We start from the raw sequence: 12474 nt of genomic DNA, 5'->3' as shown, positions 1-12474 counted from the left end.
GCTACTCGGCGACCCGAGCGGACGGGCCGATGCAGCGCGACAACGAGGGGCGGCGCATCCCGACCGAGGTGTTCGCGGCGACGGTGACCGAGCTGGAGGAACTGATCGCCACGGTCGACGCCGAGGTGGAGGTGGCCACCGCGTACCGAAATCGGTTGTGGGGGTCGATGCGCAGCCTGAGGCCCGCCCGCTGATGCCCGCCGACCCCGCCCCGGCGTCCGCGGCCGACGACCTCTCGCAACGCTGCCGGCGGTGCGGAGCCGGGCCGGGTCAGCGCTGCGTGAACGTGTTCACCGGCGCGACCAAGGATGAACCCTGCTGGTCTCGCCGCGCCCTACGGGCCGATGACGTCGAGCTGCCCGCACACCTGATCGCCCCGCCCGCCGATTCACCTCGGCCCTGAGTCACCGCCCCAGCACGCTGCTGTACTACACGTTGAAGCGGAACTCGACGACGTCGCCGTCCTTCATGATGTAGTCCTTGCCCTCCATGCGGACCTTGCCGGCTGCCTTCGCGGCGGACATGGAGCCGGCGGCGACCAGGTCGTCGTAGCTGACGATCTCGGCCTTGATGAAGCCTCGCTGGAAGTCGGAGTGGATGACGCCGGCTGCCTCGGGCGCCGTGGCGCCGACCGGGATGACCCAGGCGCGGGCCTCTTTCGGGCCGGCGGTCAGGTAGGTCTGCAGGCCGAGCGTCTCGAAGCCGACGCGGATCAGCCGGTTCAGGCCGGGCTCCGACTGGCCGGTGGACTGGAGGAGCTCGAGAGCCTCCTCGTCGTCCAGCTCGATCAGCTCGGACTCGATCTTCGCGTCCATGAAGACGGCCTCGGCCGGGGCGACCAGGGCGCGCAGCTCGTCCAGGAACGCCGCGTTGCCCAGCTCGGCCTCGTCGACGTTGAACACGTACAGGAAAGGCTTCGTGGTGAGCAGGTGCAGCTCGGCGAGCAGCTCCAGCTCGATGCCCGAGGTCTTGGCGCCCTGGTAGAGCGTCACACCGTCGTTGAGCAGCTTGAACGCGGCCTCGGCGGCGGCCACCGTCGCGGCCTTCTCCTTCTTGAGCTTCGCCTCTTTCTGCAGGCGGGGCAGCGCCTTCTCGACCGTCTGCAGGTCGGCCAGGATCAGCTCGGTGTTGATCGTCTCGATGTCGTCGGACGGCGAGACCTTGCCGTCGACGTGCAGCACGTTCGGGTCGGAGAACGCGCGGACCACCTGGCAGATCGCGGACGCGTCCCGGATGTTCGCGAGGAACGCGTTGCCGCGGCCCTGGCCTTTCGACGCGCCGCGGACCAGGCCCGCGATGTCGACGAAGCTCACCGGCGCCGGCAGGATCTTCTCACTGCCGAACAGCTCGGCGAGCTTGTTCAGCCGGTCGTCGGGCAGCCCGACCACGCCGACGTTGGGCTCGATCGTCGCGAACGGGTAGTTCGCGGCGAGCACGTCGTTCTTGGTCAGGGCGTTGAAGAGGGTGCTCTTGCCGACGTTGGGCAGGCCGACGATTCCGATGGTGAGGCTCACGGAACGCCAGTCTACGGGTTGGGTCAGCCGAAGAAACGACGCAGTTCCGCCGCGACCAGTTCCGGCCTGCCGCTGTCGTCCGCGGCGAGATGACCCACGCCGGTCACTGTCACCCGCCGCACTCGCGGCAGGACCGGCTCCAGGCCGTTCAACACAGCTGTCAGGTACGCCGGGGAACGGTCACCACCCAGCAGGAGCGTGTCCGCCGTGACGGCTCGGTACGTGCTCAGCGGGCCGGCCGCGTCCTCGACCACTGCCGCGTCCAGGCGCATCGTCGGGATCAGGTCGGCGATCTCCCGCCCCCGGCCGCTGCGCATCGCGAGACCGGCGAGCGGGATCAGCGCCGCCCGAGGCACATACCGGAACTCGCCCGTGCCCTTCGTGACGGTCACGAACGCGGCCGCGCGGCGGCCACGGGACAGCTCTTTCTCGTACCGGGGAAGCCAGGAAGTTGGGTCGTGAGTGCCGTGCTTCAGCGGCGGCTCGTAGAGCGCGAGTCGCTCGATCGGCAGCTCCATGGCCGCGCGCAGCGCGATGACCGCGCCCGAGCTGAGGCCGAAGACGTCGCGGGCGCCGGTCTCGTCGAGCACCGCCCGCAGGTCGTCGAGCTCGGCGCGCAGGCCGTGACCGGCTGCGGCAGGACCGCTGTGACCACGACCGCGCCGGTCCGGGACGTAGACGGTGTGCGTCGTGGCGAGGAGCCGCGCGAGCTTCGTGAAGTTCGCCGACGTCTGCATGCCGCCGTGCAGGAGCACGACCTTGGGTCCGCCGCCGAACGTGCGCCACCCGATGTCCGTTCGTTGCGCCACAACATCCATGCCGTCAACCGTAGTTGACACACCTGTTGTCGTCAACCGTAGTTGACAGCGGCACGGTGATGTCCGAAACCCGCCAGCCACACCGGCGGGCGGCAGAGCAGACTCGGGGACATGGAGCTCGACTTCGAACGCTGCTACCGGGCCGTCGACAGCCGTGACCAGCGGTTCGACGGGTGCTTCTACACGGCGGTGCGAACCACCGGGATCTACTGCCGGCCCTCCTGCCCCGCCGTCACGCCGAAACGCGAGAACGTCACGTTCTACCCCAGCGCGGCCGCGTCCCAGCGAGCCGGCTACCGGGCCTGCCGCCGATGCCGGCCCGACGCCGCGCCCGGCTCCCCCGAATGGGACATGCGCGCCGACACGATCGGACGAGCCATGCGGCTCATCGGCGACGGCGTCGTCGACCGGGAAGGCGTCGCCGGGCTCGCCAGCCGGCTCGGATACACCGAACGGCACCTCAACCGGATGCTCACCGCGGAACTCGGCGCCGGGCCGCTCGCCCTCGCCCGCGCCCAGCGCGCCCAGACCGCGCGGATCCTCGTCGAGACGACCGACCTCGGACTCGCCGACATCGCGTTCGCGGCCGGATTCGGCAGCGTGCGGCAATTCAACGACACGATGCTCGAGGTCTACGCCGTGTCACCGAGCCAGCTGCGGAACCAGCGGCCGGCCGCGGCACGGGGTGAGGCCGGGGTCATCAACCTGCGGCTCGCCTATCGGCCCCCACTGCATGCCGAATCACTCCTCGAATTCCTGGGAGCGCGGACCCTGCCGGGTGTGGACGAGCTGTGCGGAGACACGTACCGGAGGGGAATGATCCTGCCCCACGGGAGCGCGACTGTCGCGCTCAAGCCCGCCGCACGCTGGGTTTTCGCGACGCTGCGGCTCAGCGATGTACGGGATCTGGCGCCGGCGGTCGCGCGGTGCCGGAGGTTGTTCGATCTTGATGCGGATCCGGTGGCGGTGGACGGGATGCTGGGGGCGGAGGAGGCGTTGCGGGAGGTGGTGCGGGGGGAGCCGGGGGTGCGGGTGCCGCGGGCGGTCGATGGGTTCGAGATGGCGGTGCGGGCTGTGGTGGGGCAGCAGGTGAGTGTCGCTGGGGCGCGGACGACGATGAGCCGGATTTTGCGGGCCGCGGCGAACGCGAGCAGTCCGGTGGCCCTCGATGAGGGCCCCTCCCCCGCCTCCCGACCTACCGCCCTGCCGGCACCTGCCGATACGACGGCAGCCACCACCGCACTCACCGGCTTCCCGCCGGCAAGCGCCATCGCCGATCTCCCCGACTCCGCGTTCGGGATGCCCGCCGCCCGCCGCGCCACCATCCGCGCTCTCGCGACCGCGGTAGCCGACGGCAAACTCGACCTCGAGCCCGGCGCGGACCGGACTGAGACCGTCGCCCGCCTGACGGAACTGCCCGGCATCGGCCCGTGGACGGCGGGTTACGTCGCCATGCGCGCGGTCGGCGACCCCGACGTCTTCCTGGAGACGGATCTGGCGGCTCGCCGCGGCGCGGCCGCACTCGGTCTCCCGGACACACCCCGTGAGCTGGCAAAACACGCGGAACGCTGGCGTCCCTGGCGTTCGTACGCGCTGATCCGTCTCTGGCGTGCTGCCTGACGACGCTACCGGCCGGCGACGACCCGCGGGAGTTGTCCACATTCCTCGGTTGTCCACAGGCCCGCATGCCGCGGCGTGCGTTCCCGGCAATGCTGTGCCCCCCGATCGTAAGGAGAGAGCGATGCTTCGTTATTCGACGTTGGACACCCCGACCGGCCCGTTCACCGTGGTCGTGACAGTGCACGGTGTGGTTCGTGCTGCCGGTTTCACCACTGACGTGCCGGAGTTGATGCGGCTCATGCATCCGCGACTGCGGGAACCGGTCGAGGCGCATGACGATGTCGGCCCGGTTCGTGACGCGGTTCGCGCGTATCTCGACGGTGACCTGACGGCGCTGGACGGGGTGGAGGTCGAGCAGCACACCGGCGGTGAGTTCATGAGTCACGCATGGCAGGTGATGCGGGAGATCAAGCCGGGTACGCCGGTGACGTATACCCGTTATGCGGCGCTGGCGGGGCGGCCACTGGCGATCCGGGGTGCCGCGTCGGCGTGTGCGCGTAATGCGGTGGCGTTGATCCTGCCGTGCCATCGGGTGTTGCGGACGGACGGGTCGCTGGGCGGGTATCGGTGGGGGCTGCCGATCAAGTCCTGGCTGCTGGCGCACGAGGCGAACGGCTGACGACGAAGCCGACGATCCGACGGTGGGTCATCGGGTCCGCGGAGCGCTGCTGCTTCGCGTCATTCTGTGGGGCCTGGGGCGTCCGCGCGTTTCCGCAAAGCGCGATCTTTACCTCGGATACCGCCACGCAGGGTGACGATCAAACCCGCTGACACGCCACCGCTGACCGGAATGCCACATGCGCCGCGATTCCACACGCCCACGGCAGCCCCGGAGCCCGTTGGAGGCGCGATGAGAACGGTGGGCGCACACAGAACACGATCGTGTGAGCTCACCCCCGCTATCGCGACGATGAGCTCACGCAGAACGTCATTGTGTGCGCTCACCGCCCCGAAAACGCCGGCCGAGCGGCCCAGCGTGCGCCCACACCCCGAAAACGCCGGCCCGGCGTGCGCCCACCACCCCTAATCGCCTCGCCCACCCCACCACCGGAACCCTAGGCTGAGCGGCATGACTGATACGGGAACCGGACGTCACGGTCTCCCCGAGCGCCCGTCACTGGACGGCCTCGAGGAGAAATGGGCGTCGCGCTGGCAGGGGGAGGGTACGTACGCGTTCGACCGTTCCAAGGAGCGTTCGGACGTATTTTCGATCGACACGCCCCCGCCGACCGTATCGGGGTCGCTGCACATCGGGCACGTCTTCTCCTACACCCACACCGACACTGTCGCGCGCTTCCAGCGGATGCGCGGCAAGGCCGTCTTCTATCCGATGGGCTGGGACGACAACGGCCTGCCCACCGAGCGCCGCGTCCAGAACGTGTTCGGTGTCCGGTGTGACCCGTCGCTGCCCTACGAGGAGGGCTGGGAGCCGCCCGCGAAGCCGCCCAAGCCGCCGGTCTCGATCTCCCGGCGGAACTTCGTGGAGCTGTGCGAGAAGCTCACCGCGGAGGACGAGAAGGCGTTCGAGTCGCTGTGGCGGCGGCTCGGGCTGTCCGTCGACTGGGGACTGACGTATTCGACGATCGGGACGAAGGCCCGCCAGATCGCACAGCGGGCGTTCCTCGCGAATCTCCGCAGCGGCGACGCCTACACCTCGGAGGCGCCGACCTTGTGGGACGTCGGTTTCCGCACCGCTGTCGCGCAGGCCGAGCTGGAGGACCGGGAGAAGCCGGGCGCGTACCACACGCTGCGGTTCACTGCGGACGGCCGGACGGTCGAGGTCGACACGACCCGGCCGGAGCTGCTGCCCGCGTGTGTCGCTCTGGTGCACCATCCGGGTGATCCCCGCTTCGCGGGCCTCACCTCGGTCCGTACCCCGCTCTTCGACGTCGAGGTTCCGGTCTTCGAGCATCCGCTTGCGGCCGCCGACAAGGGTACGGGCATAGCGATGGTCTGCACGTTCGGCGACTTGGCGGACGTCACGTGGTGGCGCGACCTGAACCTGGACACCCGGGTCGTCCTGGGCCGGGACGGGCGGTTCCTGCCGGATCAGCCGGCGGGCGTCCCGGCGGCGGCCTACCGGGGTTTCGCGGGGCTGACCGTGGCGGCGGCCCGCAAGGAGATGGTCCGGCTGTTGCGCGAGTCCGGTGGCCTGATCGGGGAGCCCCGGCCGGTGACGCATCCGGTCAAGTTCTACGAGCGGGGCGACTCGCCGCTGGAGATCGTCACCAGCCGACAGTGGTTCATCCGTAACGGCGGGCGGGACCCCGAGCTGCGGGACCGCCTGCTGGAGCGCGGCCGCGAGTTGCGCTGGGTGCCGGAGAGCATGCGCCATCGGTACGAGCATTGGGTCGGCGGCCTGACCGGTGACTGGCTGATCAGCCGGCAGCGGTTCTTCGGTGTGCCGATCCCGGTCTGGTACCGGGTGGACGCCTCGGGCGAGCCGGACTACGCGGACCCGCTGACGCCGGCGGCGGAGAGCCTGCCGGTCGACCCGTCGTCGGACTGCCCGCCGGGTTTCACCGAGGAGCAGCGGGACGTGCCGGGCGGGTTCACGGCCGACCCGGACGTCATGGACACCTGGGCCACGTCGTCGCTGACACCGCAGATCGTCACGGGCTGGAGCACGGACGAGGATCTGCACCGGCGGACGTACCCGATGGATCTCCGCCCGCAGGGCCAGGAGATCATCCGGACCTGGCTGTTCGCCTCGGTCCTGCGCGCCGATCAGCTCGGCGGGACGCTGCCGTGGGAGCGGGCCGTGCTGTCCGGCTGGATCCTCGACCCGGACCACAAGAAGATCTCGAAGTCCAAGGGCAACGAGGTGGAGACCCCGCTCGCTCTGCTGGAGCAGTACGGGTCGGACGCGGTGCGGTACTGGGCGGCGAGCGGCCGGCCCGGCGCCGACCTGGCGTTCGAGCCGGCGCAGCTGAAGGTGGGGCGGCGGCTGGCGACGAAGCTGCTGAACGCGTCCAAGTTCGCGCTCGGCCTGGGAACCGCGGAGGCGCTGCGGAAACCTGTCACGGAACCGCTGGACCGGGCGATGCTGGGCCGTCTCACGTCGGTGATCACCGAGGCGACGGCGGCGTTCGACAGGTTCCAGCACACCGACGCGCTGCAGGTCACGGAGACGTTCTTCTGGACGTTCTGCGACGACTACATCGAGCTGGTCAAGGACCGGGCGTACTCCGACGGTCCGGGCGCCGACTCGGCCCGGGCCGCGCTCGCCGCCGGGCTGTCGGTGCTGTTGCGCCTGTTCGCGCCGTTCCTGCCGTACGTCACGGAGGAGGTCTGGTCGTGGTGGCGGTACGGCTCGGTGCACCAGGCGACGTGGCCGACGACGTACGAGTTGTCCCGGGTGGCGCCGGAGAGCGACCCGTCGCTGCTGGATCTGGCGGGTGAGGCGCTGCGGCAGGTCCGCCGGGCCAAGTCGGACCGGAAGCTGTCGATGAAGACGGAGGTGCCGCTCGCCGAGGCGCTCGGGCCGGCCGAGGTGCTGGACCGGCTGGAGCTTGTCGAGGGCGATTTCCGGGCGGCGGGCCGGATCACGAAGCTGGACCTGCTGCGCGACCGCACCCCGGAGCTGGTCATCGCCTGCGCCTTCTAGAGCAGCAAAAGAGCGAACAGAGCAGCAAAAGAGCGAGCGGCAAAAGGGCGAACACCGGAAGCCGGGGCCCGACCTGGTCCACCATTAGGGGCATGTCATTCGCCCCGGAGGAGGTCGAGGCCCCGGCCCGGGACGCGGTGCTGTTCCGGTCCGCGCCGGTGCGGGCCTTCCTGATGGTGTTCGCCGCGCTGCTGGTGGCGTACCTGGTGGTGTCGCCGGTGGTGGCCCGGTTCGCCCGCGACACGGGCGAGCCGTGGTGGGTCACCGCCGTGCAGGCGGCTGCGGTCGCGGCCGGCGCCGCGGGTGTTTACACGCTCTCCGCAAGAGGATCACTGCAGACCTGGGTACGGGTCTCCGAAGCCGGCCTGGAGCTCGCGGCGCAGGACAGCGACCCGATCCTGCTGGAGTGGCGGGACGTGGCCGCCGTGGTGATCCGCCGGGCCGGTCTGCGCACCGTCCTCGAGGTGGTGCCCGCCGATCTGGACACGGTGCATCCGGTGCAGGACGCCGCGGACGGCGCGCCGCCGCTGACCGACACGCCCCGCGGCCCGGCGTTCACCGCCGACCTGAGTCAGCTGTGGCCGACGTCGCGGGCGCTGCGCCGGGAGCTGGAGCACTGGATGCGGGTGAAGAAGAACCAGCCCGTCCGGCGTTTCTGACCCCGATCAGAAGTCGCCGCCACCGCCGAAGTCGCCGCCACCGCCGCCCCAGTCGCCGCCGCCGAAGTCGGTGCCGCCACCGAGGTCGTTGCCACCGAAGTCGCCGGCCTGGGCATCCCCGCCCCAGTCCTGGCCGCCCCCGTCCTGGCCGCCCCAGTCGCCGCCGTCGATGCCCATGTCGCCGAAGCCGGGCGAGAAGAGCGCGTCGAAGATCAGCATCCCGCCGAGGACGCCGGCGCCCGCGCCGAGCGCGGTCTTCCACACCGGCGTCGAGTACCACCCGGCGGGCACCGGGCGGCCCTGCACCCGGCCGCCGGGGTAGTAGTAGGGCGTGCCGGGGCCGGGCTGCGGGCCCGCGCGGTACTGATGGCCCTCGACGGTGACCTCCCGCTCCTGGGTGAGCTGCCCGGAGCCCCGGGAGGCGGCCAGCGGCGGCAGCTCGGGGCCGGGGTCGATGCCCATCGCGGTGCGCGCGGCCCGGACGTAGGCGAGGCCTTCCAGCGCCGACTCGCGGGCCAGCTCGTACTGCCGTACCGAATTGGCCTGCTGGAGCTGACCGCCTGCCGCGTTGTACCGCTCGCTCGCGTCAGCGAGCGCCTGGCGCGCCGCCGGGTCCTCGGAGACCAGGTTCATCACCTGACCGCCGAGCCGCTCGTACCACCGCTGCGCCTCGGCGCGGGCGTCCTCGAGCTGCGTCTGCCGGCGAGCCTGTCCCCGGCGCTGCGTCGCGGCGATGACGAGCGCGACCAGCGCGAGGATCACCAGGATGAGAAACACGCCCTTCATGTTTCCCACGGTACCTCTGCGGGTCCTGTGTCACCGGTCTGGCAATCTTCGAGAGGTGACGTTCTCGACGCTCGCTGTGATCCTCGTCTGCCTCGCCGCCGGCGCCGCCCTGGGCTGGCTGGCCGCCCGGGCCCGCGCCGGCACCGACATCGCCCGGCTGGAGGCGACCCTGGAGGCGGCCCGGGAGGGTGAGCAGCGCATGGAGCAGTCGCTGCGGGCACTGTCCTATGAGGCGACCGCCCAGTCCCAGGAGGCGGTGGCCCGGGCGGTGGCGCCGCTGCACGACACCCTGCGCCGGTACGAGGAGCGGGTCGCCCAGCTGGAGCACGATCGGGTGGACGCGTACGCGGAGCTGCGCGAACAGGTCCGGGCGATGGGGGCGGTCTCGGGTGAGCTGCGCACCGAGACCCGGCAGCTGGTGTCGGCGCTGCGCGCGCCGCAGGTGCGGGGCCGCTGGGGCGAGCATCAGCTGCGGCGCATCGTGGAGGCGGCCGGGCTGCTGGAGCACTGCGACTTCGCGGAGCAGGTGACGGCCGCCACCGACGATCAGGGTGTCCGGCCGGACCTGGTGGTCCGTCTGCACGGCGGCCGGGCGGTGGTGGTGGACGCCAAGGCGCCGCTGGACGGGTACCTGTCGGCGATGGAGGCGCGCGACGAGCGCACCCGCGACGGCCACCTGGACATGCACGCCCGGCATCTGCGCGCGCACGTGGACCAGCTGTCAGCGAAGAAGTACTGGGCGGCGTTCGACGAGGCCACCGACTTCGTGGTCCTGTTCGTCCCGGCCGACCCGTTCCTGGACGCGGCCCTGCAGCGGGACCCGGCGCTGATGGAGCACGCGTTCCGCCGGCACGTGGTCCTGGCCACCCCGGCCACCCTGATCGCCCTGCTGCGCACTGTCGCGTATTCCTGGCGTCAGGAGGCGCTGGCCCGCAACGCGGTGGCGGTGCACACCCTGGGCCGCGAGCTCTACGCGCGGCTGTCCACGCTCGGCGACCACGTGTCCAAGCTGGGCACGTCGCTGACCGGTGCGGTCACCGCGTACAACAGGGCGGTCGGCTCGCTGGAGTCCCGGGTGCTGGTGAGCGCCCGCAAACTGGCCGAGATGGGCGTGACCGGCGACGACCTGATGGAGACCCCCCAGGTAGAGGTAATGCCCCGCCAGCCCCAGGCCCCCGAGCTAACCCAGCAGCCGTAGTCACAGCGACCAAAGGTGCCGCTGGCGGCCAAAGGTGCCGCGGTCTCCCATGAGGGCGTAGCCACAGAGCAACCCGCAAAACGCCGCCGGTGAGTTGGCCTAAGGCGTTTTGCCGCGGAGCGAAGCGGAGCCAGCCAGCCCAGCCGCCTTCATGTCACGCCGCAGCTCCTGCGGCAGCGAGAACGTCAGCCGTTCCTCGGCCGTCGTGTACTCCGTCACCTCGCCGAAGCCACGCTCGGCCAGGTGGGCGAGCACCTCCATGACCAGATCCTCGGGGACGCTGGCGCCGGACGAGACGCCGACCGTGGTGGCGCCCTCCAGCCACTCGTCCTGGATCTCGGAGGCGTAGTCGACCAGGTGGCCGGCGCGCGCGCCGGCGCCGAGGGCGACCTCGACGAGCCGCACCGAGTTCGAGGAGTTCGTCGAGCCGACGACGATCACCACGTCGCAGTCCGGGGCGATCTCCTTGATCACGTGCTGCCGATTGGAGGTGGCGTAGCAGATGTCGTCGCTGGGCGGCGACTGCAGCAGCGGCAGCCTGGTCTTGAGCCGGGCCACGGTCTCCATCGTCTCGTCGACCGAGAGCGTGGTCTGTGACAGCCAGACGACCTTGGACGGGTCGCGGACCACGACGTTCTCCACGTCGTCGGGGCCGTCGACGAGCTGGATGTGCGCGGGGGCCTCGCCGGCGGTGCCGATGACCTCCTCGTGACCCTCGTGGCCGATCAGCAGGATGTCGTAGTCCTCGGCCGCGAACCGTTTCGCCTCGTGGTGCACCTTCGTCACCAGGGGGCAGGTCGCGTCGATCGCCTTGAGGTTGCGCTCGCGGGCCTGGTCGTGGACCTCGGGCGCCACGCCGTGGGCGGAGAAGACGACCGTCGACCCCTCGGGGACCTCGTAGTTCTCCTCCACGAAGATCGCACCGCGGGCTTCCAGCGTGCTGACCACGTGTTTGTTGTGCACGATCTGCTTGCGCACGTAGACCGGGGCGCCGTAGAGCTTCAGCGCCTCCTCGACGGTCTGCACGGCGCGGTCGACGCCGGCGCAGTAGCCACGCGGCTTGGCGAGCAACACCCGCTTACGAGGTTCAGTCACCCGGCCATGGTACGTGGCCCACTCCCCTGCCTGTCGATCTGCGATCAGTGCCACAGCCGGCTGGCGGGCGTCGGGCAGACTGCCGCGCATGACGGAGCTCTACACCGGGATGGGCCGGTTGGCGGTCGGGGTGCTGGGCCTGCTCGGCGGCGCGTTCTGGCTGGTGATGACGCTGTCCGAGGGCGATCCGCGGGTCACGGCGGCCGGTGCGGCAGCAGTCCTGGGAGGGCTGATCCTGCTGTTCTGGGACCGGTTGCGGCTGCCGGCCCGGATTGTCGTGCCGGCGGCGGTGGCGGGCGGCCTCATCGGCACGGTCGCGGGGCTGGCCGCGCGGGGGATCAGCACGTGCTGCATGTTCGGGTGGTCCGAGGGCCGGGGCTGGCCGTTCGTGTGGCTGACGCGTGGCGGCGTGGCGGACACCCCGGACGAGGCACGGCGGCTCGGCATCGAGGAGGGCTGGACAGCCATACCGTTCCGGATGCTCGCGGACGTGGTGCTCTGGTCGTACGCAAGCCTGGTGTTGATCGTGGGTGTGCTCGTGCTCACGCGAGTGCTGCGTGGGCATTTCGCCCCGAAAGTGCCGGATCCAGCGGGATAATGACGGCATGGGCGGCGCGCATCGGGGCGAGGACCCGTGGGCGGCGTGGCCACACGTCCCGGCGGTGCTCCGGGTGATGGCGGGCTGGTTCCTCGTCGGCATCGGCGCGCTCAATCTCGCGGTCACGGTGGACGGCGGCCTGACCGGGCCGTTCCTGATCTTCCATGTGGCGCTGCTGGCCGGTGGCGTGCTGCTGCTGACCCGGCACCGGATCCGGCCGAGCCGCGCCGGGTACCTGGTGTCCGGGCTGCTCGCGCTCGCCGGGATGGCGATCGCGACGGTGCCCGCCAACGCGCACTGCTGCCTCGCCGACCACCCGCAGCGGCGCGGATATCCGTTCCCGTTCCTCGGCACCGGGGACGGCGTGCACGTCGACCCGGAGTACCTGGTCGCCGACCTGGTCTTCGGGGGCTGCGCGGGCCTGCTCGTGCTCACCGTGCTCACCGTGATCGAGCAGCGGCTGCCGGAACGGCGCACCCCGGTGGACCTCGGCGCCTACACCGGGCGGCACGCCGAGCCCCGCGCCATGGCCGCCACCGGCGATCGCAGCGGGGAGAATGTCGGTGGGCTTCCGTAATC

Annotated in this window: 12 protein-coding genes; 8 read left to right on the top strand and 4 right to left on the bottom strand. The window is 71.0% G+C overall.

Translation table 11 applies throughout. The annotated features are described in order from the left end of the window. On the top strand, window positions 1-194 hold a 194-nt coding region (locus tag AB0F72_RS27450; RefSeq protein ID WP_360436542.1), incomplete at its 5' end, for a hypothetical protein. A gap of 234 nt (window positions 195-428) precedes the next feature. Here the strand turns inward: AB0F72_RS27450 and ychF are convergent. Together ychF and AB0F72_RS27440 are read right to left on the bottom strand one after the other, a co-directional pair. Continuing rightward, window positions 429-1514, bottom strand: coding sequence for a redox-regulated ATPase YchF (gene ychF / locus AB0F72_RS27445; protein WP_360436540.1), 1086 nt, complete (start codon window positions 1512-1514; stop codon window positions 429-431). 23 nt (window positions 1515-1537) lie between these two features. After that, the gene (locus AB0F72_RS27440) at window positions 1538-2332 is read right to left on the bottom strand and encodes an alpha/beta hydrolase (protein WP_360436539.1); all 795 of its coding nucleotides are present in this window, start codon (window positions 2330-2332) and stop codon (window positions 1538-1540) included. 111 nt (window positions 2333-2443) lie between these two features. Here AB0F72_RS27440 and AB0F72_RS27435 point away from each other — a divergent pair, with 111 nt between their 5' ends. From AB0F72_RS27435 to AB0F72_RS27420, 4 genes are all read left to right on the top strand, one after another. After that, complete coding sequence (locus tag AB0F72_RS27435; RefSeq protein WP_360436537.1) at window positions 2444-3952, top strand: AlkA N-terminal domain-containing protein; 1509 nt, start codon at window positions 2444-2446, stop codon at window positions 3950-3952. A gap of 121 nt (window positions 3953-4073) precedes the next feature. Then, window positions 4074-4571, top strand: a complete 498-nt coding sequence (locus AB0F72_RS27430) for a methylated-DNA--[protein]-cysteine S-methyltransferase (RefSeq protein ID WP_360436535.1) — start codon at window positions 4074-4076, stop codon at window positions 4569-4571. Window positions 4572-5021: 450 nt separating this feature from the next. Further along, entirely contained in the window at window positions 5022-7559 is a 2538-nt protein-coding gene (gene valS / locus AB0F72_RS27425; protein WP_360436533.1) for a valine--tRNA ligase, read from the top strand. A gap of 92 nt (window positions 7560-7651) precedes the next feature. Then, window positions 7652-8218, top strand: a complete 567-nt coding sequence (locus AB0F72_RS27420; RefSeq protein ID WP_360436531.1) for a hypothetical protein — start codon at window positions 7652-7654, stop codon at window positions 8216-8218. 6 nt (window positions 8219-8224) lie between these two features. On the opposite strand, the gene AB0F72_RS27415 is transcribed toward AB0F72_RS27420, so the two are convergent. Beyond that, complete coding sequence (locus AB0F72_RS27415; RefSeq protein ID WP_360436529.1) at window positions 8225-9004, bottom strand: hypothetical protein; 780 nt, start codon at window positions 9002-9004, stop codon at window positions 8225-8227. Between AB0F72_RS27415 and AB0F72_RS27410 the strand changes: the two genes are divergently transcribed. Further along, the gene (locus tag AB0F72_RS27410) at window positions 9003-10202 is read left to right on the top strand and encodes a DNA recombination protein RmuC (RefSeq protein WP_360436554.1); all 1200 of its coding nucleotides are present in this window, start codon (window positions 9003-9005) and stop codon (window positions 10200-10202) included. The genes AB0F72_RS27415 and AB0F72_RS27410 overlap by 2 nt on opposite strands. A gap of 99 nt (window positions 10203-10301) precedes the next feature. On the opposite strand, the gene AB0F72_RS27405 is transcribed toward AB0F72_RS27410, so the two are convergent. Beyond that, a complete protein-coding gene (locus AB0F72_RS27405; protein WP_360436527.1) occupies window positions 10302-11297 on the bottom strand; it encodes a 4-hydroxy-3-methylbut-2-enyl diphosphate reductase in 996 nt (331 codons plus the stop codon). 88 nt (window positions 11298-11385) lie between these two features. On the opposite strand from AB0F72_RS27405, the gene AB0F72_RS27400 reads away from it, so the two are divergent. Further along, complete coding sequence (locus AB0F72_RS27400) at window positions 11386-11895, top strand: hypothetical protein (RefSeq protein ID WP_360436525.1); 510 nt, start codon at window positions 11386-11388, stop codon at window positions 11893-11895. Window positions 11896-11902: 7 nt separating this feature from the next. After that, the gene (locus tag AB0F72_RS27395) at window positions 11903-12472 is read left to right on the top strand and encodes a hypothetical protein (RefSeq protein WP_360436523.1); all 570 of its coding nucleotides are present in this window, start codon (window positions 11903-11905) and stop codon (window positions 12470-12472) included. Window positions 12473-12474 lie beyond the last annotated feature (2 nt).

This window comes from Actinoplanes sp. NPDC023936 (assembly GCF_040639325.1).
In the GTDB taxonomy this organism is placed as follows: Bacteria; Actinomycetota; Actinomycetes; order Mycobacteriales; family Micromonosporaceae; genus Actinoplanes.
Note: the sequence above shows the minus strand (reverse complement) of the source record. Positions and strands in the feature narration are given on the sequence as shown.